Source organism: Thermomicrobiales bacterium (genome assembly GCA_041390825.1).
Lineage (GTDB): Bacteria > Chloroflexota > Chloroflexia > Thermomicrobiales > UBA6265 > JAMLHN01.
Map to the genome: position 1 here is coordinate 36,163 of JAWKPF010000026.1, position 26,631 is coordinate 62,793.

26 protein-coding genes are annotated in these 26,631 nt (G+C 61.4%); 8 read left to right on the plus strand and 18 right to left on the minus strand.

The window, feature by feature from the left end:
* Window positions 1–10 precede the first annotated feature (10 nt).
* The 4 genes from R2855_14230 to R2855_14245 form a co-directional block, all read right to left on the minus strand.
* Entirely contained in the window at window positions 11–1,102 is a 1,092-nt protein-coding gene (locus tag R2855_14230; GenBank protein MEZ4532161.1) for an ABC transporter ATP-binding protein, read from the minus strand.
* A gap of 5 nt (window positions 1,103–1,107) precedes the next feature.
* Window positions 1,108–1,989 (minus strand): carbohydrate ABC transporter permease, encoded by an 882-nt coding sequence (locus R2855_14235; GenBank protein MEZ4532162.1) that lies wholly within the window; start codon window positions 1,987–1,989, stop codon window positions 1,108–1,110.
* Window positions 1,989–2,924, minus strand: coding sequence for a sugar ABC transporter permease (locus R2855_14240; protein MEZ4532163.1), 936 nt, complete (start codon window positions 2,922–2,924; stop codon window positions 1,989–1,991). Before R2855_14240 ends, R2855_14235 begins: the two co-directional genes overlap by 1 nt.
* A 225-nt stretch (window positions 2,925–3,149) precedes the next feature.
* The gene (locus R2855_14245; GenBank protein ID MEZ4532164.1) at window positions 3,150–4,439 is read right to left on the minus strand and encodes an extracellular solute-binding protein; all 1,290 of its coding nucleotides are present in this window, start codon (window positions 4,437–4,439) and stop codon (window positions 3,150–3,152) included.
* 327 nt (window positions 4,440–4,766) lie between these two features.
* Between R2855_14245 and R2855_14250 the strand changes: the two genes are divergently transcribed.
* Window positions 4,767–5,420 carry a pyridoxamine 5'-phosphate oxidase family protein gene (locus R2855_14250; GenBank protein ID MEZ4532165.1) on the plus strand — a complete coding sequence of 218 codons (654 nt, stop codon included), beginning with the start codon at window positions 4,767–4,769 and terminating at the stop codon, window positions 5,418–5,420.
* A gap of 107 nt (window positions 5,421–5,527) precedes the next feature.
* Here R2855_14250 and R2855_14255 read toward each other — a convergent pair whose 3' ends face one another.
* Window positions 5,528–7,162, minus strand: coding sequence for an MFS transporter (locus R2855_14255; GenBank protein MEZ4532166.1), 1,635 nt, complete (start codon window positions 7,160–7,162; stop codon window positions 5,528–5,530).
* A 442-nt stretch (window positions 7,163–7,604) separates the two neighbouring features.
* Here R2855_14255 and R2855_14260 point away from each other — a divergent pair, with 442 nt between their 5' ends.
* Complete coding sequence (locus tag R2855_14260; protein ID MEZ4532167.1) at window positions 7,605–8,162, plus strand: hypothetical protein; 558 nt, start codon at window positions 7,605–7,607, stop codon at window positions 8,160–8,162.
* A 51-nt stretch (window positions 8,163–8,213) separates the two neighbouring features.
* Here the strand turns inward: R2855_14260 and R2855_14265 are convergent, their stop codons facing one another.
* The 3 genes from R2855_14265 to R2855_14275 all read right to left on the minus strand — a co-directional run bounded on the left by R2855_14265 (window position 8,214) and on the right by R2855_14275 (window position 11,529).
* A complete protein-coding gene (locus R2855_14265) occupies window positions 8,214–9,110 on the minus strand; it encodes a carbohydrate ABC transporter permease (protein MEZ4532168.1) in 897 nt (298 codons plus the stop codon).
* On the minus strand, window positions 9,107–10,123 hold the full coding sequence (locus R2855_14270; GenBank protein ID MEZ4532169.1) for a sugar ABC transporter permease: 1,017 nt from the start codon (window positions 10,121–10,123) through the stop codon (window positions 9,107–9,109). The genes R2855_14265 and R2855_14270 overlap by 4 nt, the downstream gene beginning before the upstream one ends.
* 74 nt (window positions 10,124–10,197) lie before the next feature.
* Window positions 10,198–11,529, minus strand: coding sequence for an ABC transporter substrate-binding protein (locus R2855_14275; protein MEZ4532170.1), 1,332 nt, complete (start codon window positions 11,527–11,529; stop codon window positions 10,198–10,200).
* A gap of 282 nt (window positions 11,530–11,811) precedes the next feature.
* Here R2855_14275 and R2855_14280 point away from each other — a divergent pair, with 282 nt between their 5' ends.
* Window positions 11,812–13,752 (plus strand): beta-galactosidase, encoded by a 1,941-nt coding sequence (locus R2855_14280; GenBank protein MEZ4532171.1) that lies wholly within the window; start codon window positions 11,812–11,814, stop codon window positions 13,750–13,752.
* 104 nt (window positions 13,753–13,856) lie between these two features.
* Here R2855_14280 and R2855_14285 read toward each other — a convergent pair whose 3' ends face one another.
* The 3 genes from R2855_14285 to R2855_14295 all read right to left on the minus strand — a co-directional run bounded on the left by R2855_14285 (window position 13,857) and on the right by R2855_14295 (window position 16,569).
* Window positions 13,857–14,384 carry a DinB family protein gene (locus tag R2855_14285; GenBank protein ID MEZ4532172.1) on the minus strand — a complete coding sequence of 176 codons (528 nt, stop codon included), beginning with the start codon at window positions 14,382–14,384 and terminating at the stop codon, window positions 13,857–13,859.
* A gap of 75 nt (window positions 14,385–14,459) precedes the next feature.
* Window positions 14,460–15,050 carry a helix-turn-helix transcriptional regulator gene (locus R2855_14290; GenBank protein ID MEZ4532173.1) on the minus strand — a complete coding sequence of 197 codons (591 nt, stop codon included), beginning with the start codon at window positions 15,048–15,050 and terminating at the stop codon, window positions 14,460–14,462.
* 106 nt (window positions 15,051–15,156) lie between these two features.
* A complete protein-coding gene (locus R2855_14295) occupies window positions 15,157–16,569 on the minus strand; it encodes an FAD-binding oxidoreductase (protein MEZ4532174.1) in 1,413 nt (470 codons plus the stop codon).
* A gap of 259 nt (window positions 16,570–16,828) precedes the next feature.
* Here R2855_14295 and R2855_14300 point away from each other — a divergent pair, with 259 nt between their 5' ends.
* Complete coding sequence (locus R2855_14300; GenBank protein ID MEZ4532175.1) at window positions 16,829–17,551, plus strand: helix-turn-helix domain-containing protein; 723 nt, start codon at window positions 16,829–16,831, stop codon at window positions 17,549–17,551.
* Window positions 17,552–17,555: 4 nt separating this feature from the next.
* Here the strand turns inward: R2855_14300 and R2855_14305 are convergent, their stop codons facing one another.
* Together R2855_14305 and R2855_14310 are read right to left on the minus strand one after the other, a co-directional pair.
* Window positions 17,556–17,978, minus strand: a complete 423-nt coding sequence (locus tag R2855_14305; GenBank protein ID MEZ4532176.1) for a PIN domain-containing protein — start codon at window positions 17,976–17,978, stop codon at window positions 17,556–17,558.
* A 6-nt stretch (window positions 17,979–17,984) separates the two neighbouring features.
* Window positions 17,985–18,260 carry an AbrB/MazE/SpoVT family DNA-binding domain-containing protein gene (locus R2855_14310; GenBank protein ID MEZ4532177.1) on the minus strand — a complete coding sequence of 92 codons (276 nt, stop codon included), beginning with the start codon at window positions 18,258–18,260 and terminating at the stop codon, window positions 17,985–17,987.
* A gap of 176 nt (window positions 18,261–18,436) precedes the next feature.
* Between R2855_14310 and R2855_14315 the strand changes: the two genes are divergently transcribed.
* Window positions 18,437–19,045, plus strand: a complete 609-nt coding sequence (locus R2855_14315) for a GrpB family protein (GenBank protein ID MEZ4532178.1) — start codon at window positions 18,437–18,439, stop codon at window positions 19,043–19,045.
* 8 nt (window positions 19,046–19,053) lie between these two features.
* Here R2855_14315 and R2855_14320 read toward each other — a convergent pair whose 3' ends face one another.
* Window positions 19,054–19,992 (minus strand): EamA family transporter, encoded by a 939-nt coding sequence (locus tag R2855_14320; protein MEZ4532179.1) that lies wholly within the window; start codon window positions 19,990–19,992, stop codon window positions 19,054–19,056.
* A gap of 198 nt (window positions 19,993–20,190) precedes the next feature.
* Here R2855_14320 and R2855_14325 point away from each other — a divergent pair, with 198 nt between their 5' ends.
* On the plus strand, window positions 20,191–21,030 hold the full coding sequence (locus R2855_14325) for a hypothetical protein (protein ID MEZ4532180.1): 840 nt from the start codon (window positions 20,191–20,193) through the stop codon (window positions 21,028–21,030).
* Window positions 21,031–21,148: 118 nt separating this feature from the next.
* On the opposite strand, the gene R2855_14330 is transcribed toward R2855_14325, so the two are convergent.
* The 4 genes from R2855_14330 to R2855_14345 all read right to left on the minus strand — a co-directional run bounded on the left by R2855_14330 (window position 21,149) and on the right by R2855_14345 (window position 24,977).
* Window positions 21,149–21,346: a hypothetical protein gene (locus tag R2855_14330; GenBank protein ID MEZ4532181.1), complete on the minus strand. Its 198-nt coding sequence runs from the start codon at window positions 21,344–21,346 to the stop codon at window positions 21,149–21,151.
* Between the two features lie 231 nt (window positions 21,347–21,577).
* Window positions 21,578–22,723 carry an o-succinylbenzoate synthase gene (gene menC, locus R2855_14335; protein ID MEZ4532182.1) on the minus strand — a complete coding sequence of 382 codons (1,146 nt, stop codon included), beginning with the start codon at window positions 22,721–22,723 and terminating at the stop codon, window positions 21,578–21,580.
* On the minus strand, window positions 22,720–23,784 hold the full coding sequence (locus R2855_14340; GenBank protein MEZ4532183.1) for a hypothetical protein: 1,065 nt from the start codon (window positions 23,782–23,784) through the stop codon (window positions 22,720–22,722). Before R2855_14340 ends, menC begins: the two co-directional genes overlap by 4 nt.
* A 380-nt stretch (window positions 23,785–24,164) precedes the next feature.
* Window positions 24,165–24,977 (minus strand): metallophosphoesterase family protein, encoded by an 813-nt coding sequence (locus R2855_14345; GenBank protein ID MEZ4532184.1) that lies wholly within the window; start codon window positions 24,975–24,977, stop codon window positions 24,165–24,167.
* A gap of 387 nt (window positions 24,978–25,364) precedes the next feature.
* On the opposite strand from R2855_14345, the gene R2855_14350 reads away from it, so the two are divergent.
* Entirely contained in the window at window positions 25,365–25,898 is a 534-nt protein-coding gene (locus R2855_14350; GenBank protein MEZ4532185.1) for a hypothetical protein, read from the plus strand.
* A 258-nt stretch (window positions 25,899–26,156) separates the two neighbouring features.
* Window positions 26,157–26,631, plus strand: a 475-nt coding sequence (locus tag R2855_14355; protein ID MEZ4532186.1) for a hypothetical protein, incomplete at its 3' end; no start/stop codon positions are given.

Sequence of the window (26,631 nt, forward strand, 5' to 3'; positions counted from 1 at the left end):
CTGGAAACAGCTACCAGAGCGCGGCTTCGGTGTCGAAATCGAACACATGCGTCCGGGCTTCTTCGAACGTCAGCTTGACGCTCTCACCCTCAGCCGGTTCGATGTCTGACGAGACATCGGCCACGATGCTCGACCCGTCCACCAACACATAGACCAGCGTGTTCGGCCCCATCGGCGAGACGACGTCGACCATGCCCGCAATCCCATGCCCGTGCGCGGACGGGGCTGCGATCGACAGCGCCTCCGGCCGGAGACCGAGCCAGAAGTGATTCCCGGGATGCGCGGCCAGAAGCGCGCCATGCTCTGCGGAGACCGGCAACTCAACAGAGTTTCCAACCAGCCTCCAGTGATTGCCATGTTGCTCGGCAGTAACTTCGATGAAGTTCATTTCCGGGTTGCCCATGAAGGTGGCGACGTACTTGTTCGCCGGGTGCCGGTAGACCTCCAGCGGTGGCGCAAGTTGCTGGATCACGCCGTTGCGCATGATCGCAACGCGGGTCGCCATCGTCATCGCTTCGCTTTGATCGTGTGTGACGTAGACAATGGTCGCTCCCAGCTGGCGATGCATCTTGATCAGCTCGGTGCGCATGTTCACACGCAATCGAGCATCGAGATTCGAAAGCGGCTCGTCCATCAGGAAGACCTTCGGTTCACGGACCACCGAGCGTCCCAGCGCCACCCGTTGCTGCTGCCCACCGGAAAGCTGCCGCGGGTATCGCTTGAGCAAAGGCGTGAGCTGGAGCCAATCGGCCGCCTCGTTCAGCCGGGCGGTGATGATCTGCTTCGGCGTGTTGTGCAGTTTCAGTCCGAGCGCAATATTGCTGGTCACATCCATGTGCGGATAGAGCGCATAGTTCTGGAAAACCATTGCGATATCGCGGTCCTTGGGCGCCGTGAAATTCACCAATGTATCGTCGATGAAGATCTCGCCCGCGGTCGGTTCCTCCAACCCCGCGATCATGCGCAGCAGAGTGGTCTTGCCACAGCCGGATGGGCCCAGCAGCACCAGAAATTCCCGGTCGCGAATTGTCAACGAGACATCATTCACCGCCCGGACCGCGCCGAACTCCTTGACGATGCGTTCGATGCGAACTTCAGCCATGGCGATTACCCCTTGGTCGAGCGGCCGCCGCTGAAGCCCTGCCGCAGATAGCGCTGGAAGATGAGGAAGATGAAGAGCATGGGAATCATGCTCGCGACGGTAGCCGCCGTCGCCAGACCCCAATCGGTGTTGTACTGGCCGGGAATCGTTGCCAAACCAGGTGGGATCGTGCGGGTTGCGTCGCTGGTGGCAACGATCAGCGGCCAGAGAAACGCGCCCCAGCTCGTGGTGAAGGTGTAGAGGCCGAGCACAGCCAATCCCGGAATGCAGAGCGGCAGGATCACCCGCAGATAAATACCGAGATCGCTCATACCATCGATGCGAGCGGCATCCTCCAACTCTCCGGGAATCGTCTCGATGAACTGGCGCATCATGAAGACCCCGACCGGATAGGCGAGCGCAGGGAAAATGAGCGCGCGATAGGTGTCGATCCAGCCGAGGTCGTTCGCCAACAAGAAGATCGGCAACAACGTCACCGGCAGCGGCACCATGAGCGTCGCCAGGATCAGGAAGAAGATCGTATCTTTTCCGCGGAACTTCTTGCGTGCGAAAGCATAGCCGGCCAACGAATCGAGAATCAGAATGCCGATGGTGACCGCGGTCGCCACCAGCAGGCTATTGCGCATCCAGTCCTTGAAGGGGTGTTCGTTCCAGATCTTCGAGTAGTTCACGAAGGTGGGATTCAGAAAGACCGAAAGATCGACCGTCTTGGTGTAGGTCTCTTTCAGGGAAGTAGCCACCAGGAAGATGATCGGCCCGGTGGTGAGTGTGCAGGCGATGATGAGCAGCAGGTACGTGGCAGCATCTTTCAGCCGCTCGTTGCGCACGACCTTGGGATCGCGCGCGATGACCTTTGGCGGAGTCGTGGGGGCAGTGACCGCGCTCATCAGAATTGAACCTCCTTGCGGAAGATGACGAGCTGCAGAAGCGCCAGGGTCATGATGATCAGCAGGAGGATGACCGACATCGTTGCTGCCAGCCCCATAGAGTCGTAACGGAACGCCTGCTGATAGATGTACATGACCACCGTGGTCGAAGCGTGTCCGGGGCCGCCTTTGGTCATGACATACGGTGAATCGAAGAGTTGCAGGTTCCAGATAGTCGCCATCACCGTAGCAAACAGAATGGTTGGGCGCATGAGCGGGAGAGTCACCAACCGGAACGCCTGAAACCCCGTGGCGCCATCGATGGCGGCCGCGTCATAGAGATGCTTCGGGATACTCTGCATGGCAGCCAGGAAGAGGATCATGTAGAACCCGGCCCCGCGCCAGACTTCGAGCGCAACGAAGACCGGAATCACATACTCGGGTGTGCCAAGAAAGTTGATCGGGCCAATGCCGAAAACGCCGATGATGCGGTTGATCACCCCGCCATCGGTTTGCAGCAAGTAGGTCCAGATCACCGATGCCGCCACGGTGGACGCGACGTTCGGAACGATCAGCAGCACGATCCAGAGCGGGCGAAAGCGGATCGGCCGGTTGAGTAGGGCGGCCAATCCAATACCAACGATCAAAACCGTGGGGATGACCAGCACGGTGTAATAAACCGTGTTCTTCAGGCTGGTCCAGAAGAGCTCATCATGGATGATCTTTTCGTAGTTACGAAATCCGACCCATTTGAGACCGGATAGAATCGCGCCCCCCTGAAAGGTAAGCGCTCCCGCCCGGATGAGCGGATAGAGCATGAACACCGCAAAGATGAGCAGCTTCGGAAGAATGAAGGCGTAGGGACCGATGATCTTTCTGAGCCGGACGCTCCGGGGAGCGGTGAGTGTTGTCGGAGCGGGGGCCGGTTGGCTTAGCGCGCTCGTTGCTTGCGCCACGATGACCTCGTTCGTTTCGTCGAGCGTGCGCGCCGAGCCGCACCGCACGCACCAGTCACTCTGAGCGGAGGAAGAGTCTCACGCGTCTTGCCGAATCCGGAGCGACAGGGTGAGATCCTTCGCTACGTTCAGGATGACTACAGGGTGATCTTGTTCGTTCGCGGATCAAGCGAACCGGATCGGAATCGCTTCCGACCCGGTTCGTTGACCACTCGTTCGGGCAGGCTAACTTCCTTCGGCGATCCGTTCGTTGATGCGCTCGGCCGAAACCGACAGCGCGTCTGCTGCCGAGGTTTGCCCATTGAGCGCGCCCTCGACCTCTGGCATCAGAATCGTCCAGTAGTCGAACGGCAGCGCCGGCAGGCGCATGTAATTCTTCTGCGTTGCCGCGAACGCTTCGGAAAGCGCATTTCCCTCGAACGGATTGACATCCGTGCGCGACGCGAAGAGGCTCGAAAGTTGCGCGTACTCGGTGACGAGCTCCGCGCTCGAGAGATATTCCATCAGTGCCCAGGCTTCCGGTTTGGCCTCACTGGCATTCGCCATCATCCAATACCCAACACCACCCAACGAGAGGTCGTTCATCGGCCCGGCAGGCGGCATCGCGACACCCATCTGGAAGTCGGGATAGTCCTTCATGAGCGGTTGCAGGAAGCTGGCGTAGCTGAGTTGCATGGCGATCTTGCCGTCGAGGAACGCCTTGTCGACATCGTGGCCGACATAAGTGCCCAGCGGCGGCGCGGTCTTGTCCGTCTGGATCATGTCGATCTGGAGCTGCAGGCCCTTCTCGTACTCAGGACCGGTCGCCAGCCATTCGGTGTCATCGTCGGTGGCCAACGGACCGCCGTAGTTCACGATCGGCACCGGCACGAAGTTCAGCATCTCGCCGGTGGTGTTATCCATGATGGAGTAGCCCCACTGGGAACCGTCTTCCTTGGTGAGCTGCTTCGCGAACTCGATCAGCTCATCCCAGGTGGCCGGCGGCGTCTCCGGGTCGAGTCCGGCCTCCTCGAAAAGCGCCTTGTTCCACACCAGCGAAATACCCGACTGCAAGAACGGGATGCCATACGCCTCGCCATTGCGCGCGCCAAGCCCCCAGATCGCCGGATCGTAGAGCGGCTCCCAGTCTTCGGCAATATTCGCGCCCTCGATGGCGCTCAGCGGCACTAGGGCGCCCGCGTCAGCGAACTTGGGGAAAAAGCTGTTGACCATGTACGAGACATCGGGCGGATCGCTGCCCGCGAAGGCAGCGGTATAGGTTTCCTGCCAGGTCTCCCATGGGGTGACGCGATATTCGACTTCGATGCCAGGATTGGCTTCCGCATAGGCGGCCAGCTTTTCATCGAAGAACTTTTGATCGTCTGGGGTGTGCGGCGCCTTCCAGACGCTGAGTTTGACCGTATCCTGCGCGGATGCGGTCGAGGAGCGGAAGACCTTCGGCGCCATAGCGCTAGCGGCCACCGCGGCTCCGGCAGCGCCGGTGCCCTTCAGAAGCGAACGACGATTGAGCGACATAGACGAGTCCCCCTTTGAAGTCGTTTGACATTCGACCGATTTGGCGCCGTCGCGCGCCCTGATTGGACGGCAACAATATGGCGCGACCGAAAGGGAATGTCAAGGACTCACACGCTGCTGTAAGGCGCTACCTTGGTCGTCCAGGAATTCGAGGGAATCGTCAGGTAGTGGGAACCAAAGCGTGCCGCAGGCCCAGCTTCCCCTGCCGTGAACGCTGCCGTCCCCGATCCCGCAAAGTTCTGTAGGATTCCCGGTGTTCGGCAGCCCACCACGCACGTTCGATGTGCGATCTCTACGGGTTTCAGATCAGGAATGGGAGCGAAACGGATGTCGATTGTCGAGGAAGTCAGCGTCATCGAGCGATTGCGTAGCCGTCAGCTCACCACGATCGAAGAGGTCTACGCGATCAACGGTGAGCCGAACGACCTGATCCTCCAGAAGCACACGTCCTATCTGACGCCGCTGCTCGAACAATTCATCGCGGCGGCGCCTTTCTTCATGATCGCCACCTCGGACGCTGAGGGAAATGTCGATGTCTCGCCGAAGGGCGACCCCAAGAGCTCGGTGAAGATTCTCGACGCACGCACCATGGTCATTCCCGACCGGTTGGGGAACCGCCGCGTCGATGGGCATCGCAATATTCTGCAAAACCCGCATATCGGCCTGATTTTCGTCGTACCCGCGGTGGAAGAAACCGTGCGCGTCAACGGACGGGCATTCCTGACCGACGATCCCGCGATGCTGGAATCGATGCAGGTGCAGGGAAAGGTTCCGAAATTGGCCACGGTCGTGGAGATCGACGAGGTCTATGTCCACTGCTCGCGCTCGTTCTTGCGCGCCGGGCTGTGGAAAACCGAGACCTGGCCCGACCCGGACACCATCCCCACCATCGGCGCCATGATGGCCGAACAAAAGGGCTGGGAACCGCCAGACGAATCCCAGGGCAAACGGCAAGAGGAGTATCGGAAGGTCTTGTATTAGGGATCCTGCCGAGAACGCCTCGCGCCGAAAACCATGCTCCCCATCAGCCTGACCGGAAGCCGCAGTTCATCCAAACTCAGCAACGGTGAAGCGAGCGGCTGCCCACCTCAACCAGCGGCTGGAAGGCCGGCGCCGCTGTCTGGGTCGCCGGGCTGTGTGGTCTGAATTCGCTGGGCAGCAAACAGCGCGAGTACTGCGGCGACTGCAATCAGCGCGAGCGAGGCATCGAGCGCATCGATACGGGCGCGACGGTTGGCGTCCACAATCGCGTTCTGTTCCACACCGGTGATGCCGGCCTTATCCAATGCCTGCTGCAGGGCGGCGTCCGAGACGAAAGGAGCACCGCTCGCGAGCTGCGTCGTTGCCGACAAGGTGACACTCGGGGGAACGTCGCCATTGGTCTGCAGTCCGCCCAGCAATGAGGATGTCAGCACCGCGATCAATACCGATCCCGCCAGTGCGGTACCGAGCGACGCGCCCAGATTCGTAGCGGTATTCTGCAAGCCGCCCACCTCCGAGCTTTGGCTGTCCGGGACGGATGAAACCGTGACACTTCCCAACTGGGAGGCCAGCGTGCCGATTCCCGCGCCGAGCAACAACAGCGGAACGGCAACGATCTCGACGCCGGCATCCAGATCGATACCCGACAGCAGCAACAGCACGCCGCCCAGCATGCAGAGCACGCCCACCCGAACGGCCAGTCGCGGCGAGACATTCGGGAAGAACTTCGGCACCCCCAGCGCCGCAACCAGGAGGGACAGCGAAAGCGGCAACAAGCGAACGCCAGTATCGAGTGCCGAGAGCCCCAACACGATCGAAAGGAAAAGCGGAATAACGAAGAACACACCGGACTGAATCAGGTACTGGAAGAAGAACATGGTCATGCCGCTGGTCAGTCGCTCGTTCCTGAACATCGACGGCCGAATCAGCGGCGTTCTTCCGTCCCGTTCCAGCCGGTTCTCCCATTGCAGCAACAACCAGAGGATCAGCAAACCAACGACAATGAACCAAAAGGTGGCTGAAATCCCGAAGAGTTCTAGCGCACCCGGTTTGGATCGAACCCAACCCCAGGACGAGGAGCGCAAAACTCCAAAGACCGAAATCGCCAGGCCGGTGGCCGTCAGCACGGCGCCGGTCAGGTCAAGTGGCGACTCAGTCTCCCGCTCTGGATCGCTCAATCTACGCGCGATGAAGAAGATGACGGCGATGCCGACAACCTCACCGACGAACACCCAGCGCCATGAGAAATAGGTCGTCATGAAGCCACCGATCAGTGGGCCCGCGGCCACGGCCATGGCGCCGGCTGCCGAAACGATGCCGAACGCCTTGGGGCGTTCACTCGCATCGAAGTTGACTGCAACCAACGCAACAATCGACGGCAAAATGAGCGTGGCGCCAACGCCTTCGAGAATCGACCATCCGGCGAGCAGCACAGGCAGGCTTTGCGAAACGGCCGTTACGAGCGAGCCGGCGCCGTAGACAAGACACCCAATCATGAACGCTCTTCGGTAGCCAATCTTGGCCCCGATCTTCCCGCCGATGATCATCAGCGACGCCATGACCAGCGTGTACAGCGTGATTGCGGTCTGGATCCCGGTAACGGTCGTGCCCACGTCGGCTGCTACCGTTGCGATGGACACGTTCATGACCGAGCTATCGAGCGTCATCACGAACTGCCCAGCCGCCAGGGTCAGCAAGATAACGGTGGAGCCGACATGCGCCCTCGGCGAGGATGAAGCCATTACGCACTCCCACTTGACACGACCCACGAGGCAATCAGGTTCCTGGAGACTCGCAGTGTAGTCAGGAGCAGATGCCGGGGCAATAGCACGTTCGATGCAAGCCATCTCACATTGGCGCGCAGACTACAGCGGAAATCCCATCATCTCGCGCGAAAGTACCTGCTGAGGCAGCATGCTCTCCATCAACTCGTTCGTTCCTGGGACTCGGCGCTCGTTTGGGATCTGAACTTCCCACGACTGAGCATGGGTGTTCCTCCCTTCAACACGCAACGGTGATCGTCCCACGCATGCCGCGTCAGCATGTCCCTTGACCCAATGGACCGTCGAAGGGAGTAGACAGAATGCAAGCTCGATCCTATGTTGTAGGGAGAAACGCCAATCCATCAAATTCCCGGTCGCGCCATGCGACCGGACCGAACAACGGTTGGCGTTAGGAGGCATCATGAACCGTTCCAATGTGCTCACGGCCACCGCGATTGCCGCCCTCCTGCTCTTCGTCGGAATTGTGGCGATCGGCCCAGCCCATGCAGAACTCAGCGCCCAGGACGTCACAACCCAGGATCATCCGCTGGTGGGTACCTGGTTGGTGGACAACGATCAAAGCATGGATAACAACGTGCCAGAGAACATCACCTTCACATCAGATGGCACGCTTATCGATGTGCAAGGAAGCGATACGACGCTTGGAGTCTGGCAGCCTACTGGACCGACAACTGCCACCATCACCTTCAGCCAATACTTCGGAGATGACTCCGGCGTGTACGACGGCGGCTATACGGTGCGGGCATCGTTGGAGGTCAGCGCCGATGGAAACAGCTTCACCGGCGAATACACCATCGAGTTGCTAAGTCCCGATGGCGCAACTACTGGGCAAGCCGGCCCGGGAACGGTCACCGGAACCCGTGTGATGGCCGAAGCGCCGGGCACCCCGGTGATGACACTAGACGAGCTCTTTGCCTCGTTCGGCGAGGGAACCCCGGAAGCGACACCCGCGAGCTAACATGTGAACTCAGCGGCCTGGAATGCCACCCAGGCCGCTGCTCAGCTCCATCTACCCCTTCTCGGCCCCGATGGTCAGACCTGAGATGAAATACCGCTGCAGAGCGAAGTAGACGACCAGAGTCGGCAGCGCTACGAAGACCGACGCCGCTGCGATCAGGTTGTCGTCGGTGAAAAATTCGCCGCCCAGGTTGGCCAGCGATGAGGTGATCGGCCGGTCAGCGCCTTGCTGCTCCAGCACCACCGCCCAGAAGAAGTCGTTATAGATCCAGGTGAATTCCAGCGTCGCCAGCGCCGCAAGTGCTGGTAGCGTGAGCGGCATGATGATCTGCCAATACTGCTTCCAAACCCCGGCGCCATCGATGCGCGCCGCTTCGTTCAGCGATTTCGGCAACAGCTTCATGTAGTTACTCAGCACGAAGGTGCAGAAACCGCTCTGGAAGGCAATATGGATCAGAATGATCCCCCAGGTGCTGCCGTTCAGTTTGCCGGAGTTGGACATCCAGTCCGGCAGGGGGATTCGGTTGTACATCTGAAAGAGGGGCTGGATGATGATCTGCTGCGGCAGCAGGTTGCCCGCCGTGAACAGGCAGAGCATGAAGATATTGAAGCGCCAGGTAAACCGGCTGCAGATGAACGCCACCATGCTGGAAAAGAAGAGCGTGCAGACCAGCGCCGGCACCAGGATGAGCGCAGTGTTCCAGTACTTGCGCGCGATATCGCCCTGCGCCCAGGCATTGCGGTAGTTGTCGAGCGTCAGGGTGTCCGGTTTCGAGAAGAATCCGTTCTGCACGGTCTCGGCGAAGGGCCGGAGCGACGCATAGAGCGCGCCGAGCAGCGGCACCATCCAGACGAGCGCGGTGAGCGTGACGAACCCATACAGGAGAATCCGCCCAAGGCTGAAGTGGCCCTTCTTCTTGTGGCTGTATGCCGGAGCCGTAGCGCTCATGAATCGGCTCCTTCCTGCGTGTTGCGATAGTGATTGGTGACATACCAGATCACGAAACCGAAGCAGAGGACGAAGAGGATGGTGGCGTACGCCGATCCGCGGCCCACATTGCCGCCGCCTTCACCCAGCAGGTTGTTTGTCGTCAGAATGGAGAGCACTTCGGTCTTGCGCGGCGTGTTGAGCACGAAGATGATGTCGAAGGCGCGCAACGCTTCGATGACCGTGATGACCAGCACGACCACATTGACCGGCTTGAGCGATGGGAAGATGACATGGCGGAAGGTCTGCCATTCGTTGCTGCCGTCCAGCAGCGCTGCTTCCCGCAGCGTCGGATCGACCGATTTCAGACCGGCAAGATAGAGCACCATGATGTACCCCGAATGCCGCCAGGCGATCGCGATCAAGATGGCGACGAAGTTGCGCGAGACTCCGTAGGTGTCCCCAATCGGGATCAGGAACGACTGATTGCCCAACCAGTCGACCGACTTTCCGTCACCGAAGAGCTGGGTCGCGAGACCGTTTTCGGTCGAGTAGATGACGCTCTTCCAAATGAAGCCGACGACTGCGAGCGAGAGCACCACCGGCGTAAAGAAGACACCCTGATAGATGCGGGTGCCTCGGATGTTCTTGTCGAGCAAATACGCCAGCAGAATGCCAAACGCGGTCGGTCCGATAAAGAGGAAGATCAACAACACCAGGTTGTTGAGCATTGCCTGGTAGGTGGCCTTCTGGAACGCCCCGAAAATCTGTTCATAGTTCTTTAGCCCGACCCACTCGATATCGCTGAAGCGGATCCCCTTCCAGTTGGTGAAAGAGAGGAAGATCGAGCTAATCGTCGGAAACCAGACCAGCGCCACATGCAGCAGCGTTGGGATGCCGATCATCGCCAACGCGATCCATTTGTCCCGCCCGTCGAACTGGCTGAACCAACGCGACTTCTTCCTGGTCGCTACAGCCGGGTAGGGGCGCAGGGATTCCTGAAGTTCGGTGTTTGCGGCGTTGGAGATGTCCACGGCGTGTCCTCGGCCTTTGGTTCAGGAGATGGCGAGACGCCCGCCGGCCATGGCCGGCGGGCTCCCTTGCGATGCTATTGCTCGAAGATGACCTCGGCCTGAGCCTGCATGTCCTCGAGAATGCCGTCGATGCTGCTCGGATCGGCAATGAAGTCGGCAAACGCCTGACCCGCCACGTTCGAGGCGAATTCTGGGCTGGTGTCGCGGTCCAGGAACTGGGTCACACCCGTCGCGCTCGACACTGCCTCCAGCACCTTGAGCTGCAAGGGGGTATACCCGCTCGGATCGACATCGGCGGCGGTTGCCACCACGCTCGGATTCACGGCGATGTACGCCTCTTGCCCAGCGGCGGTACCCAGGTGATACAGCAGTTCCTTGGCCCCTTCCGGGTTCTTGGGATCTTTGGCCATCAGGAACCCGTCGATCGGGGCCTCGACCGTGCCAATGCCAAACTCCGGATTGAGCTCCGGCCAGACGAAGAAGTCGAGATCGGAGGTGTCGGCATCCGGGAACTGCGATCCCACAAAGGTGCCGATGGTCATCATGCCGGACGTACCGTCGACAAGCGTCGCGGCGGCCTCTTCCCATGTGCGGCCATTCGGGTTTTCCTGGTGCCACGGGAGGAACTCGGTCCACATCTGGAAGACATTCTTGACGCGGTCGTCGGTCCAGCTTTCCTTGCCGGCCATCAGGTCCACGTGGAACTGGTACCCGTTGAGGCGGAAGTTGAGCTGGTCGAAGGTGCCCATCGCCGGCCAGCGGCCGTCATTGCCAAAGGCGAATGGGGTAATGCCCGCGGTTTGCATCGCTTCGGCCAGCGCCTTGAGCTCGTCCAGGTTGGTCGGAGGAGTCCAGCCATTCGCCTCGAACACGCTCGGCCGATAGTAGATGCCCCAGGCGTAGTAATAGAACGGCACAAAGTAGAGGAGTCCGTCGTCGCCAGTGGACGCGAGCTTGAAGGCCTCGGTCATCGTTTCGTTCAGACCCTGCCCCCAAACATCGTCGATCGGGCCGAGCAGCCCCTGATCGGCGAAGTAGCGCATGCGGTAACCGGCGAACCAGCAGAGGACATCGTCCGGGTTCTGCAGGTAGGTGGTGATGTTCTCCTGATAGGTGTTGTGGTCCGTCGTGTTGATCTTGACGGTGACGTTCGGGTTCGGAATTGATTCGACGGCGGCCTTGATCGCTTGCGAATCCACCTCGTTCGAATAGTTCGAGCCGAACGAGACTTCGCCAGTGGCCGATCCGAGATCGAGTTGCGCGGCGCTGGCGAAGCGGGGATCGAGCTTCATTCCGAGCGCTGCCGCTCCTGCCATGCCGGCTCCGGCCTTCAACAACCCACGGCGTCCAAGCTGATAGCCGGCCACCGAGGCACGGGGTGAGAACTCACTGCGTCGAGTCGACATAAACACCTCACTATCGTCGCGTTCGCGGCGGCACGAATGCAAACAGCCGCGCTCTGATTGTTCAGACGGTCCAAAGAGTAGGCCCGCATTTTGCCGGTGTCAACGCCGCTCAGTTCGCCTTCAGAAAAAGCAATGAGCGATGCAATCGATTTTGCCCAGGAGGCAATTCGGGTGGAAAACGATGATCGCCGCCAAATGCGCGAGTAGAATCTGACGCTGTCCGCTGCGCGCGTCGGCTCTCCCGATGCGGCGTGTTCGCCAATTGAACAGGAGACCCCGCTCGTGATCGAAACTCTTCCTCCCATTCCATCGAACTTCGCGCTGGGCGTTTGCGATTATCCCGAACATGTCCCCTGGGAGCAGTGGAAGCACTATCCGGAACGGCAAAAACAACTCGGCATCACCTATGTGCGTGTGGCGGAATTCGCCTGGTCGAAAATGGAACCGCAGGAGGGCGTTTTCGATTGGCAATGGCTGGACGATGCGGTCGAAGCGTTGGCCGATGCCGGACTCCAGGTCGTCATGTGCACGCCGACTGCCACGCCTCCCGCCTGGTTGATCCGCAAGCATCCGGAGATTCTTCCGATCGGTTCGAATGGCATGGTGCGCAATTTCGGTTCGCGCAAGCACTACGACCACGCCAGCCCGATCTATCGCGAACACTCACGCCGTATCACGCGAGCGGTCGCGGAACGCTACGGCCAGCATCCCGCCGTCGCGGGGTGGCAAACCGACAACGAATGGGGGTGCCACAGCACCATTCGCTCCTACGGCGGGGCCAGCGCGGTCGCCTTTCGGGAGTGGCTGGAAGCGAAGTACGGCACGCTGACGGCATTGAACGAAGCGTGGGGCAACATCTTCTGGAGCCAGGAATACACGGCCTGGTCGCAGATCGATCCGCCGTTCAACATGGTCACGGATATGAATCCGAGCCACGTGCTCGATTTCTATCGCTTCGCCAGCGATGCGGTCACCGAATTCCAGGCTCAGCAAGTAGCCATCATCCGCGAGCTGTCGCCCGGGCGCTGGATCACCCACAACTACATGATGCACTTCAACGAGTTCGACCACTACAAGAACGTGGAGTTGCTCGACTTCGCCTCCTGGGACAGCTATCCCCTCGGCCAGGTGGAACGCGCGCCCCTTTCCGATGAAGAGCGCGTCAAATGGGCCCGCACCGGACATCCGGACTATGTCTCCTGGAACCACGATGTCTATCGCGGACTCAAGGGACGCCGCGCCTTCTGGGTGATGGAGCAGGGAGCCGGTCAGGTGAACTGGGCGCCGTCCAACTGCATCCAGGCAGACGGGGCGGTGCAGCTCTGGACCGCCCAGGCGTACGCTCATGGGGCAAGCTGCGTGAGCTATTTCCGCTGGCGCGCGGCAACGATCGCTCAGGAACTCATGCACTCCGGCTTGCTGCGTCACGACGAAACACTCGACCGGGGCGGCCAGGAAATCGCCCGCATGGAAATGGCCGGCCGCGCCAATGGCGGCGTACCGGCGCGTGTTGCCCTGCTGCACGACTACGAGTCGCAATGGGCCTACGACGTCCAGCCGCACAGCGCCCGCGCGAGCTATGTCCGCCAGACGATGCTCTTCTACAGCGCGTTGCGCTCGCTCGGACTCGATGTCGATATCCGCCATCCCGACCACGATCTGAGCGGCTACGCGGTCATCGTCGCGCCGGCGCTGCAACTCATGGGTCCAGAACGCGCCGCGCACCTGGCGAGCTATGCCGCCGGCGCCAGGTTGGTCTTTGGTCCGCGCACCGCCTATCGCACCCCCACCGGACGCGTGCAGGAAGACGGCCAACCTGGACCGTTGCGCTCACTGGTCGGTCAGCGGTTGCTGAACTTCGATGGTCTGCGCCCCGGGTTGTTCGTCCATGCCGGCGGATTCGAGGTCGAAACCTGGGCCGAGTCATACGAACCGATCGACGCCGAACTGATAGTGAGCTACGACGACGGACCGTTGGCCGGTCAGGCCGCCGTCACGCGCAACGGCAACGCGACCTCCATTGGCGCCTGGAGCAGCGAGCTGGTCACCACGGTGCTGGAACAGGTCATGTCCGAAGCCGGCGTGCCCACCGTCCGGCTCCCGGAGGGCGTGCGGCGCTCCCACAATGGGAGCACCGAGATCTGGATGAACTGGACACACTCTCCCCAGGTCTTGCCCGACGGGTCCGAAATCGGCCCGGTCTCGTTCCAGTTCCGGGGTTGAGACAGTCCCAAGGCTCCGCTTCCCGGTAGCGGCAGCCCTCCGGGCAGCACGGTCCCCCCGCGTAGTGACAGCCCTCCGTGGCTGCCAAGACCGGGATTCGGGCGTCAGGAGCGCTCGGCCATTGCGCCGAGCGCCTCGATCTGCGCCCGGTGATCGTCGAAATGGAGCCCATAGTTCTCCGTCATGACGGTGAGCAGCGGCCGGTCGCTTGCTTCCAGCCCAATGACCCGGGCCGGGTTGGCCAGATCGGCTTCCGGCATCGCCGCGACGACCTCGAAGAGCGCCGGGAACACACGATCGCGCTCGACCCGTACCTCCGCGGGCGACTTCGTCACGATCGATTTCCGATACCACTCGTTGATCGCATCGGTATCCCCGGCGTCCCAAAGCTCCTGCGGCATACCCGCGGTTTGCCAGATCGGCGTGCCCGCGGCCAGCAGAGGCTTTTCTACGCGTAACCAGGTCGCCACATGACCAACGTGATCCCGGATGTTCCAACCGGCGGCATTCGTCGGTCCCAACCAGACATCGTCGGAGAACCGGTCACTCGCGGAGACCAACGCGTTCCATTGATCGGTCATGAACGCGAGCAGCTCGATCTTGTTGGTTGGGAGATGCACGGTGTCAGTCATTGGTCCTTCCCTCATGTCGACACCAGCGTACCGTATCTCCCCATGAGACCGGAGCAATCCGCTCACGGCCGCGCGTCACGCTCCCGATAGGCGGGACGTCACCACCCAGGTCGCAATCTGGGTGCGCGAGCTAAACCCGAACTTGCTCAGGATATTGGCAATATGCCGCTCCACCGTCGACCGCGCGATGAAAAGCTGGTCCGCAATCGAGCGATTCGAATACCCGGATGCAACCAGCGTCGCAATCTCCCGCTCGCGTCGGGTGAGGACCGGTGTGCCCTTCGGCGATTGTTCGACCCGTTGCTTCGAGCCTCGAGCACCGGCGGTGGCAGGCTCTGCCGGGTTTACCGTCGGAACCGCGCTCATGGGCCATTCGGCTGCATGCATGTCGCAGTCGTGCCCCAGCAATTGCTCGATCTCCGCCGTCGGAACGGGACGTATGGTCCAGGCCGGACGCGGCCCGGACAGAATGAGCTTCGGTGGCCGCCCGTCCCTGGACGGCTCCAGTGCGCGGGCAAAGCGGCCCCGCCCTCCTGCGCCAGCGGCGGCTTGTGTGGTTGTTATCCCAACCGGGCGAGTATCGAACGTCGTTCCCCAGTATCTGCCCACATCGCCCCGCGTGGCGCTGGCAGTATTCATCCCATTCGTCTCATGCAGAACTGTCATCGTCATTCCCCCAAATAGCTCTTCCATCACCTTAGGCAAACCCACGAGCACAAACGCGCGTCCCGCCACATCACATCGACAGGACGCGCGTCGTGGGCAATGGCGTCTAGTACGCCGGCGCGATGTTCTTGTTGAATCGGAAGACGTTGTCCGGATCGAACTGCCGCTTCACCTGCCGCAGCCGATCGAGCAGACCTGGCTCATAGGCCTGGCGCGCCGGATCGCGCACTTCATCTTCGGTCATGAAGTTGACATAGTGTCCCGTCGCGTACGGCAACAGCGACGCATGATTCGTCTTGGCCCAGTCGATCATCGCTTCATCCTGCGCCGGGTCTTCCCATGACGCCTGGTAGTTCACCAGAAACTCGCGGCTGAGATGGCTGGTGGCGGTTGCGCCAGTGTCGCCGCGTTTGGCCGCGCCCCCGAGATGGGGGAGCAGGATCGACGAGAAGGGCGAGCGGAAGCTGGTGCCGTTCTCGAGCAACGCTTGCTTGACGCCCTCGTTGAAATCGTCGAAATAGACCGACTTCCAGTAGTAGCGCCGCCCGAACGGCTGCCCGGAATCGAGAAACGCCTGATGCTCGCGATACGGCTTAGGCTTGATCGTGTTCGCCAGTGGCGTTCCATAGGTCATGATCGGCGCCATCGCCTGCAGGCCGTCCTCGACCGGGCCGGCATACATCGCGGCAATACCAACCACCGGCTTGCCATGCACCTCTGCTGGCAGGAATGGCGCCGGAGGCGCGACCCGCATCACCAATACATGCATCAATTCGTCTGGAGCCTTGGCCGATTCGCGCGTGAAGAGATCCATGATCTCCGGCGCCATTTCCATCGGCCAGAGCACCAGGCCGCCAGCAATCTCTGGTCCGAGCGTAATTGGCTCGAACTCGAAGCTGGTGACAACGCCGAAGTTTCCACCGCCTCCGCGAATTGCCCAGAACAGGTCGGGTTCGTGGTCGGCGTCGATCCTGCGGATGGCGCCGTCTGCGGTCACGATGGTCGCGCCGGTCAAACTGTCGGTTGTGTATCCCTTGCTCCGGGAGAGCCAGCCAAACCCGCCGCCAAGCGTGAATCCCGCGACGCCCGTCGTGGAAACGATGCCGCCCGGCACGATCATTCCATACGGTTCGAGTGCCGCATCGACATCGGCCCAGTTGGCGCCTGCCTGCACGGTCACCCGGTTGCGCCGGGTATCGACCGCGATATCCCGCATGCGGGTCATGTTGATGGTCAAGCCGCCATGGGCAAGAGCGGTTCCGGCGATGTTGTGACCGCCGCCGCGCACCGAGAAGGGCATGCCCGTCCGCACGGCGAATTCGACGAGTTCGACGACATCCTGCTCCGACTCGGGCAGGGCAATCAGCGCAGGGCGCGCTTCGATCATGGCATTCCAGATCGTGCGGGCTTCCGCGTAGCCGGGATCGTCCTGGGTCAATACGACGCCCGAGAGGCGCCCACGCAGATCAGACAGCGTTGATTCGACATTCACATCCATCCGTTCGACTAGAGCACTCACGTGTATCCTCCAAATAGTGTTTGTTACCGATATCAGGTTCGAACCTCGGTCTAGTATGCTGGTGTCAAGCACCCAATCAACTACGAAAACTGAAGTAGTCAGGAGTGCGTATCTCTAGCCAGATCGACGGGCGCAAGGAGGTTTTTCCCGGGTTGCAGCCATCACTCGATGCTCAAAACACCCGGATCAGCGGTAATGGGTTCGTATCGTCGGTCACATTCGAGCAAGCGTTCTGCTACGAGAAATGGAGTTCCATCTGATGCGCAGTAAGGGGTATGGCCAGTTCTGTCCGATTTCGATCGCCGCCGAAGTGCTCACCGAACGCTGGACCTTGTTGGTGCTTCGTGAGTTGCTTGCCGGCAGCACACGCTTCAACGACCTGCACCGTGGGGTGCCGCTCATGTCCGCATCGCTCCTGTCGCAGCGTTTGCGCGATCTGGAAGGCGCCGGTCTGATCGAGCGCCAGCCGCTCCCGTCGGGCAAGGGCTACAGCTATCATCTGACAGAATCGGGTGAAGCGCTGCGTCCGATCATCACCGGCATCGGGCTTTGGGGTTCCAAGTACATGCGGACCCAGTTTTCACCCGAGAATCTGGATCCGAGTCTGCTGATGTGGGACATGCGCCGCTGGATTCGCGGCGATCTCATGCCGCCAGGCAGGGTCGTCATCCGCTTCGACATCCCGGACGCGCCCGTGCAGAAACGACGCTATTGGATGGTGAAAGAAGACGGCGAGCACAACGTCGACCTGTGCCTCTTCGATCCCGGGTTCCCGGTCGATCTGGTGATCACCAGCAGCCTGGCCACCTTGACGCGCGTCTGGATGGGAGATATCGAAGCCGAGTCCGCCGTACGCAACCAGCAGCTCACCCTGGACGGAGACCCGGTGGTGCGGATGAGCTTCTACGACTGGATCGGACTCAACCCCTTCGTCCGTCTCGAAGCCGAGGGAACCGTTCCAGCTCTCCAGAGAACGGCGTAGCCGCTCACCTCAGCGGCGGCTCGACGCGAGTGACACCGTCCAGGCCTCGTAGTCCTCGATCGAACGAGATGATCTGGTCGAGGCCGAGATCCTTCGTGGCGAACAGATGGTATGTATCGGCGAAGGAGAGACGTTTCGTCTTCGCCCAGAATGCGAAAACATCACTGTATCGTTCTTTCCCAGGAAGGATGATTCCAGGCTCGGCAAGGATCCTCGTCAAGATCCGTGCGATTTCGGAACGAGGCATCGCATAGACCGTTCCCAGCGCATAGACGCATTCGAAAACCACGGTGTCGAGCAATCGCACCGTGAACTCCCCTCGCTGGAGCGCTTCGAAGAACTGCACCGAAGGTTCGATATGCTCGGGAACATCCTGCATCACGAAACGAAGGATGACGTTCGTATCGAGGAGACCAATTGGCTCCACTACCAGCTACTCATGCCGAGCAGCTGCTTGACCAATCGCCCACGCGAGTGCGTCTTCCTCTTCTTCTCGCGTGAGCGGCGGATCCGCGCGCCAAGCCGCTCCGGCGCCAGCAGTCTGTTCGACGTGCGTGGCTCTCCGAACGATCATGACACCGTCCCGTTCTTCCACCACCATCAGATCGCCTTCTTCAAGCCCAAGTTCCCGGCGAATATCGGCAGGTATCGGCAATTGACCTTCTGCGTTGATTCTCGTGATTTCTGCAACCATGGTTTCACCGCGCATTCCGCGGCACCGCCGCGCTCATATCGCGAGTGTACCGGTGTCGATCAGGCGGGGCAACTGTTGCCGAACGCCCCCAAACGGTCTCGCTCGGTCCCGAATGGTTTCTGCCTGCGTTTGCGAACTGCCGTTGTATAGTGGCGGGCTTCGCGTTTCGTACGACTCGAGAGGAGCCTCACGTGCCAGAAGATCAGATCGTGCGGGAAACTGGGCGCGCCCGCTACACGGACGAGCAGAAAGCCGATATCTGGATTCGAGGGCAGACACCCCTGCACTCGACGATCGAACTGGTCGACTACGACCCCGACTGGCCAAACCAGTACGAACAACACCGGCAGACCATCGCCAATGCGCTCGGCGACCGGATCGTCATGCTGGAGCATGTCGGCTCGACCTCCGTGCCGGGTCTGGCGGCCAAACCCCGCATCGACATCCTGCTCATCGTGGAAGACTCGTCGAACGAAGCCGCCTACGTTCCTCAACTGGAGGCTGCTGGATTCGAACTGCACATCAGGGAAACCGACTGGCACGAGCATCGCTGCTTCAAAGGCTTCGCTCCGGACGCGAACCTGCACGTCTTCTCACCTGGATGCGTCGAAATCGAGCGCATGGTCGGTTTCCGCAATTGGCTGCGCGCCCACGACGATGACCGGATGCTCTACGAAACCACCAAGCGCCGGCTCGCCGCCCAGCAATGGGCCTTCGTTCAGGACTACGCCGATGCCAAGACCGAGGTGGTCGAAGAGATTCGCGCCCGCGCCGGCCTTCCCGAGGGACTGCAATCCTAGCCCGGCGGCTATCCCTCGGCTTCGACTACCAGTTGCACCGGATTCCGCCTCACCGCACGGGTGGAAAGGATCCAGATCGACGCCAGCAGCAACGCGCCACCAGCGATGCCCACCCAGCCGAGCCGTTCCTGGAAGAAGAACCAGGCCAGCACCGCCGCAATGAGCGGCTCGATCAACGTGACGATGGTCGCCATCGAAGCCGGCACGTCGCGCAGTCCCCGCTGATAGAAGAAGTAGGCGACGAACGATGGCACCGTCGCCAAATAGACCAGCAACGCCCACGCGGTCGCATCAGCATCGGGGTGGAACCCGCGTGCGAAGACGAACGGCGCCAGGGCGATCGCCCCAACCGAGAACCCGATGGCGAGCACCACCATCGGGTGAATTCGTCCGGCCACACTCCGACTCCCCATGGCATGGATGGCGATGCCGAGCGCGCAGCCAAGCGCATAGATCACACCCAGCGGTCCATTCCCACCTTCCATCTCCGGTGGCCGCCCAATGAGCATCCCGGTTCCGATCAGCGCCCCGACGAGCGCGATGAGCTGCGGTTGGCTCAATGGTTCGTGCAGCACCAGGACCGAGAGAACCGCCACGATGACCGGCGCGCCACAGAGCGAAATGAGCGTCGTGGCCGTCACGCCGATCTGTTCTATCGCCGCCAGGTAGAGCCATTGGTAGAGGATGAGCGCGATCCCAAGCCCGATCATGCGCAACAAGTCGGACCGGGTGAAGCTCAGCAACGTGCGCCCACCAGCGAGCCAGACCGCCACAATGCAGATGGGACTTGCCAGCAGCGTGCGAATCCAGGTCACCGATACGGCATCGAGCGCGCTATGCTCGAAGACCCCTTTCGACGCCACGCCGATCGTTCCCCAAAGAATGCCGGTGCCGATCAGCAACAACATCCCGGACGGCACTCCGCTGGTTCGGCTCCTCGATTCCACCCGTTCCCTTCCTCAGCGGCTTCTCACGCAAGCGCGTGATTCTATACCTGGCGATCGTGTCGACGAGCATGGCAATGCTGCAGGGGAAATTGACAAAGCCCCGTCGTCGGTGGAAAGTTGCAGCACGGCAATGTGCCCGCTCGTCACGATGCTGGCACAGTCCGCATTGCAATGCCCAATTTCGAGGAAAGGCCCGTCATGAACCGCCTCGCTATGCTCCTGCTCACCGTCCTGTTCGCCGTGGTTCCTATCGGCATCGCCGCCCAGGACGCTACCCCGGTTGCCAGTCCGGAAGCCGTTGGCTCACCTGAAGCTGTCGGTGGCGCCCAGGCCACCATCTTCGTGCGCGAAAGCGGCACCCTGGGGCGCTACTTCTCTACGCCCGATGGCCGCTCGCTCTACGTCACCGATGGGGATACCGTCGCGAATGAGAGCAGTTGCCTGGACGACTGCGCAATCGCCTGGATACCGTTCTCCGCCACCGAACCGCTTGCGCTGCCTGCCGACGTAACCGGCGAGCTCACCCTCTTCGAGCGAGCGGACGGCGAGCTGCAACTCGCCTACAACGGTATGCCGCTCTACACCTACAACGCCGATGCCGGCCCGGGCGACACGCTGGGCGACGGCGTTGGAGGAACGTGGTGGCTTGCGGCTCCTGGCGATCAACTCGGTGTCCCGGCCACCCCGGTGGCCCCGACCGCAATCGACATGGGCACTCCGCGCGCTGCTGGCCCGGTGACGGTCTCGATGCGTGAGTTCTATATCCAGTCCGCCGCGGTCACCTTCTCCACCGACGCGGAATACACCTTCAACATCACCAATCTCGGCTCGGCCGAGCACCAGTTCGTCATCGAGCCAGCCGGCTCGCAAGGTGAGCCGATCTCATCCGATGCCGGCGCCGCCGAGGTGGTCACCATTGCCCCAGGCGAGACCGCCACCCTGGTCGTGACCTTTACCGACACCGGCAACTACCAACTCGCCTCCCATGCCAACACCGACTACGAGCAGGGCATGGCACTGAACATCACGGTCATCTAGCTGGCGGTCCCGCTGTCACGACGAAAAAACGGCTTGGGTCATTTCCCAAGCCGTTTGCATGCGCTTCAGCGAAGGCTTGCTCCAACATGCGCGTTCGATCGATCGGGTACGCGGGCGCCTACCGTCTCCGGTCTTCCGACCAGTTCATGAACCAGAAGAAGAGCACGATACCGCCGACTCCAGCTCCGACCATCGCGATCGCGCTGCCGATCAGCTCGAAGCCGAGCTTCCAAATGATCCACCCGATCGCGAACCCCGCAGCCGCGCCGAGCAGCACCGCCACGATCCAGGCCACGATCAGTTTCCATCCCTCCATGGTCCGCCCTCCAGGTTTGTCTACGACCGTCAATCAGCCGACTGGTCCTGAGGCGATCTTCCCGCCCGGCGCGAGTTTGGGGTATCCCTCGAACGTCGCAATGCCCGTAGTGCGGAGCGACGGTGCTTGGGCGCAGGAACGAAATAATCTGCGCCTCCAACGAGCGCGAATCGTCCCCCAGATCGAACCTTCAGTGCCTGGAACAAAGGTAACGCTGAACGAAGCCTGGCGCTACCCCTCGAACACCGCCACCTTGGAGCCGAGCGATTCGAACGCCTTCCAATCGAACACCACGCCCGTGCCAACAGCATCCGTCAGCGTGAAGATGCCGTTCGGGGCGGCGAGCGGTTCGACGGTCAGGTCTTGCTCGAAATAGGGGCCGCCCGGTGAGAAATGATCGCCCGGCAAATCGATGCAATCGAGCCCGTTGAAGTTCAGGTTCATCGCCTTGCCCCAGGCCGAATCGAGCATGCCGCCAATCCAGGTGCGCACCTGCTGGTCGTTGCAGGCATTGGCGATCTCGATTGCTTCCGAGAATCCGGAAACCCGCGGCGGCTTGATATTGATGATCAGCCGGTCGAGGATGCCGTTTCGCTGCCAGAGGTGCATGGCGGCTTGCGCATCGCGCAGGGAATGGATGCTTTCGTCCAGGCAGACCGGCGTCTTCAGTTGCGTTGCGATCTCGCTATGCAGCACGATGTCGTCATCGAAGAGCGGCTGCTCGATCAGCAGCAGCTCGAGGTCGTCGAGCGCTTTCAAGTCGGTCCAGGTATCGAGTGTGTACGCCGAGTTGGCATCCACCTGGAGCAGGATGTCCGGATACGCATTCCGCAGCGCGGCGGCGGGAGCGGCATCGAATCCTGGCCAGATCTTGACCTTGAGCCGCTGATAGCCGAGCCCAACCGCCTTCTCCGCGCGGGCCAGCACATCGTCGACGGTGTTTCCGCCGATGCTCACCCCCACCGGGAACTGCCGGGCGCGGCCGCCCCAAAGCTTCCAGAGCGGTTGCTGCCTCTGCTGCGCCTCGATGTCCCAGAAGGCCGCTTCCACGCCGCTCTTGGCGAATCCGGCTCCCTTGATCCACTCATAGCTCGCGCGCAGATCGTCGACGGTGCCAATCGAGCCGATCTCCTTTTGCCGCTTGAAGACCGCCGGAATGACAAAGGTCTGCAGCGAAGTGATAGCCGAGTAGGGATCGCACTCCGCCTTGTAGGCCGGGTCGCTGAGCGTTGGAACCTCGCCGATGCCGGTCAGCCCATCGGTGGTGCGCACGATGACAAAGGGCCGGTCGAGCTGGCGATACGTGCCAAACGACGTAGTGAACGGTGACCGCAGGGTCAGCGGCACATTCCAAAGCTCGATCGATTGCATCTTCATGCTCGGCCGTCCTTCAATTCCAACAGGAACAAACTCTCGCGGTTTCCCGCGTCGTCCACCTCGGTCGCAAATCCGGTGACATCATATGGGCCATCGATCACGCTCGTCTGGATGGCGATCGGACCGTCGGTGGCCACATCCTCGCCCACGATGGCTGCCCGCCGCGTCATCAGTGTGCCCAATACGGCGCGCATCTCGTTGCGCCAGTCGATCGCGCGTTGCGCGTCGATCCGCATCAACTGGTCGATATCGCCCGGAACCCGGTAAATCAGCTGTGGAGGCAACGCCTGTCGCAACTCGGCGACATTCTCCATCGTCACTTCTGGCACACCGGCGAAATCGCCCGGACGGCGCGGACGATAGCGCCGATCGAACACCTGCTGCAGCCGTTCATGCACCAGGCTGGAACGCATGTCCCACATGTTGGTGAAGCGGTCGGTCGGGACATTGCCATAGAGTGTGCTGCGCATCACCCCATATTTGTCCAGCGTCAGGTTCACGGCAGTCGCGGCCAGTTTCTCCTGGTTGAGGCGCGCGTTGGCGCCGCGCATGGGATCGACGGTCCAGGTCATTTCGTCGAAGCCTTCGTTCAGGGAGTAGTAGCCCTGCAAGACCTTCAGATACCACCCGAGATCGATTCCGCCACGGTAGTCGGCATGCACCCCGAGCATGTGCGAGTACATCGCCCCATGCTTGGTGCCGATCCCGAAGGCAAACCCGAGCCAGCCGTCGGCGTTGAACCCCTTGTCCATGCGATACGCCACCAGCAGCGCCGCGCCGGTATCCTCGATGATGGAAAGAATGTTGACTGGCACAGTGTCCTGCGGCGCGAAGCCCCAGACGTCTTCCTGTAGCTGCACCATCAGTTCGAGCGCGTTGCTGACCGACCAGTCGCCGTCACCCGGCCAGTAACTGGCCGCCTGGTTGTGCGCCCAATCGAGCGATGCGAACGCAACGGTTCCCGTCTCAGGAAAGTCGATCGTCCAGCCGCCCTTGTACCGTTGGAACCCAAACCGCTCCGGCGCAAATGCCGCCAGCGACTCTTCCCGTGATCGTCTCATGCCCGTTGCGCAGCTTCCCCGTGAAATCCAATTGCCTGCGGAAGTCTATCGGTAGCGCGGGAATACGCCTCCCCATTCATGCACGACACCAGAGACACGATTTCACCGTTTCTTCAGCTGTTGGTCACGATCCGCTCAGCCTGCGGCGATACAACTGCATCATCACCTGCAGGGTTGCAGGAGAACGATCTGAACCGAAAGGCACTGAACAGCATCCTCTCAAGCTTCTCTCCTTCCCTTCCTCCTTCCAAATGACCGGAGCGACCCCATGCGCTCCGGTCATTTTTTCTGCATCCTGCCAGAAGCCAGGTTCGCTCCCAGCCGGCTGCCAATCCTTCCGCACGTTCCCGGATCAGCACACCGCTCCTGGGACCCATCGTTCACGCGTTGTCCCGCAGCGTTGCGATCACGTACGACCGACCCGGCATCTGTCGTGCCTCCAGATCGCGCAGCACCCGATCGCCGTCATACCTCACTGATCCGCATCGCACCCCGGGAGCGCTGTCGTCCCTGAGATCGACGACCGCATAGCGCGCCACCGGGAAGCTCCCCACACCGGCCGATCCCGGGTCGATGAATCGACTGCGTCCCTGAATATCGGCCGCTGGATGATCGTGCCCATAGAAGACGATGGCCGGTTCGGGGGGCGCGAAGAGCGCATCGAAGGCGGCTGGCGGCGCATTTCTCAGGATCGGGGCAAAGTCGCTTCCGTCCGTGAGCCGGGCATAGTGGCAGGCAACGAGATGCACGCCGCTGGTCTGAACTTGGTAGAGGTAGGGCCATTCGGCCATCGCCGCAATCTGCCTTTCGGTCAGGTGCGATCGCACCCATGCCTGATGCGCCCGCTCGACCGGGTCCATCCCCGCCATATGCGCATGCGCCGGACCCTGCACCGCATATTCGTCGTGATTCCCCATGAGCAGGATGGCGTTCTCCAGTCCCAACAGGCGCTCGACCACCTCACCCGGATGCGGTCCATACCCCACGGCATCGCCGGTGTGCACGACGATGTCACATTGCTCGGCCGCGAAGGCTCCGAGCACGGCCTCCAGCGCCGGGAAGTTGGCGTGGATGTCAGTAAAGATCCCAATCCGCACGGTGCGGTTCCCCTCTGAGTGCACAAACGGCGATGGTATCCGGGCTTCCTCCGCGCGCCCGATTGTGCCGAGCCGGTCGATCAGACGCATTGTCATCGATCGTCGATGACAGGAACTCGTGCGCAGCGCAGGAACCCGTGACAGTAGGACGAGGACGATCCGGAAGACCGGTTGGTCGACGCCGATTCCCGATGCCATCGCCAGCCGCTTTTCCGCCCACGCCACCAACGCGATGCGCACCCACATGCGCCCAATCTGGACCCGAATCGATCATGCACACCGCCGAGACGGCGACGCGACGACATTGGCCTGTTCTTACGTGCCAATCGACCCGCAGCGACGTACGAGACGGTCTTCACAACATCTCCGCAATCCGCGCGTCCTGCCTTCACCAACGGCTGTCACCCTGAAATCGTGCCAGGCGGCGCTTGTCGGATCCAATCGGGATCCCGCCGCGAAGCGGCATGACAAAGGAGCATTTCCATGAATCGGTATCTCAAGTCGATCGGTGGCATCGGCCTGGTCGCGCTGCTGGGGGTCACCATGGTCGGCGGCGTGGTCGACGCCCAAACCAACGGCACACCGGGAGCGGGATCGACCGCAACCGGCGAGACGACTTCGAAACGCGATCGCTTCCTCTCCGCGCTGGCCGATAACCTCGGCATCTCGGTCGAGACGCTGGAAACCGCGATTGGCACAACCGTCGATCAGGTCGGCTTCGGTCCCGGCCCATTCGGCGGCAGATTCCGGGACATGATCCAGGACCGCATCGACGACCGCCGCGAACGAGTGCTGGAGCATATCGATCTCACCGACGGCGCCGCCTTCCTGGGCATCACCGAGGACGAGCTGCGCGCAGAGCTGCAAAGCGGCAAGACCCCCATCGAGATCGCCGAAGAGCACGGCAAGACCCAGGATGAGATTCGCGCCTTCCTGGTCCAGCAGGCAACCGAGCGCATCGACGCTCGTCTGGCTGCCGATGCAGCGTCGCCGGAAACCACCGCGACCGGCGCGTAGTTCATCTCGCTGTCCGTTCCGACTTCAGCAACGGGGTGGCCGCGCGGTCACCCCGCCTTCACATGATTCCGAGTCCCATCCCATCGCGCTCCCAGACTCGAAAACCTTCAGCGTTTTCCCCGGTTTTTTCAGTCGTTCTTCAGTGCGATGACTGAATACTCACAAGCCAGGCGGACACCATTCGAAGGAGTGAATCCGCGAACGAACCAGGGCGCACAGGGCGCCAGTCGCGGATTCACACAACACAAGGAGCGCGACGTGAAACGCATTTTTCTGGCACTCGGCAGCCTGGCGCTGGCGGTCATGCTTGGAGTCTCGTTGATCGGCGGGGGCGTGGGTGCGCAAGACGCAGCCACGCCGGAAGCGGGCGAGAGCACGACGACTGACACTCAGACGACCGAAACGAAGGAATCGGCAAGAGACGCCTATCTGACCGCGCTGGCCGCGAACCTGGGCATCACCGCCGAGGAACTGGAAGCTGCCATCGACGCCACGAACACGGAACTCGACGTCGATGGGCATATTTCTATTGGCGGCGGATCATCCCGCGATGGCGGTTCCGGCCCGTCGAATGATTCGCATCGTCCGTCAGGTGGCAACAATGGCGGTCGCGGCGGCAGTGATAGCGGCCGTGGCGGCAACGAAAATGGTCGCGGTGGCAACCATGGTGGAAGCTCGGTGCTGCGTGGTGTCGATATGGCCGACGCAGCAATCTTTCTCGGCATCACCGAGG

Coding starts and splice junctions, on each gene's coding strand:
- R2855_14230 (MEZ4532161.1), bottom strand. CDS start 1,102: ATGGCTGAAGTTCGCATCGAACGCATCGTCAAGGAGTTCGGCGCGGTC.
- R2855_14235 (MEZ4532162.1), bottom strand. CDS start 1,989: ATGAGCGCGGTCACTGCCCCCACGACTCCGCCAAAGGTCATCGCGCGC.
- R2855_14245 (MEZ4532164.1), bottom strand. CDS start 4,439: ATGTCGCTCAATCGTCGTTCGCTTCTGAAGGGCACCGGCGCTGCCGGA.
- R2855_14250 (MEZ4532165.1), top strand. CDS start 4,767: ATGTCGATTGTCGAGGAAGTCAGCGTCATCGAGCGATTGCGTAGCCGT.
- R2855_14255 (MEZ4532166.1), bottom strand. CDS start 7,162: ATGGCTTCATCCTCGCCGAGGGCGCATGTCGGCTCCACCGTTATCTTG.
- R2855_14260 (MEZ4532167.1), top strand. CDS start 7,605: ATGAACCGTTCCAATGTGCTCACGGCCACCGCGATTGCCGCCCTCCTG.
- R2855_14265 (MEZ4532168.1), bottom strand. CDS start 9,110: ATGAGCGCTACGGCTCCGGCATACAGCCACAAGAAGAAGGGCCACTTC.
- R2855_14275 (MEZ4532170.1), bottom strand. CDS start 11,529: ATGTCGACTCGACGCAGTGAGTTCTCACCCCGTGCCTCGGTGGCCGGC.
- R2855_14285 (MEZ4532172.1), bottom strand. CDS start 14,384: ATGACTGACACCGTGCATCTCCCAACCAACAAGATCGAGCTGCTCGCG.
- R2855_14290 (MEZ4532173.1), bottom strand. CDS start 15,050: ATGACAGTTCTGCATGAGACGAATGGGATGAATACTGCCAGCGCCACG.
- R2855_14300 (MEZ4532175.1), top strand. CDS start 16,829: ATGCGCAGTAAGGGGTATGGCCAGTTCTGTCCGATTTCGATCGCCGCC.
- R2855_14310 (MEZ4532177.1), bottom strand. CDS start 18,260: ATGCGCGGTGAAACCATGGTTGCAGAAATCACGAGAATCAACGCAGAA.
- R2855_14325 (MEZ4532180.1), top strand. CDS start 20,191: ATGAACCGCCTCGCTATGCTCCTGCTCACCGTCCTGTTCGCCGTGGTT.
- R2855_14330 (MEZ4532181.1), bottom strand. CDS start 21,346: ATGGAGGGATGGAAACTGATCGTGGCCTGGATCGTGGCGGTGCTGCTC.
- menC (MEZ4532182.1), bottom strand. CDS start 22,723: ATGAAGATGCAATCGATCGAGCTTTGGAATGTGCCGCTGACCCTGCGG.
- R2855_14340 (MEZ4532183.1), bottom strand. CDS start 23,784: ATGAGACGATCACGGGAAGAGTCGCTGGCGGCATTTGCGCCGGAGCGG.
- R2855_14345 (MEZ4532184.1), bottom strand. CDS start 24,977: ATGACAATGCGTCTGATCGACCGGCTCGGCACAATCGGGCGCGCGGAG.
- R2855_14350 (MEZ4532185.1), top strand. CDS start 25,365: ATGAATCGGTATCTCAAGTCGATCGGTGGCATCGGCCTGGTCGCGCTG.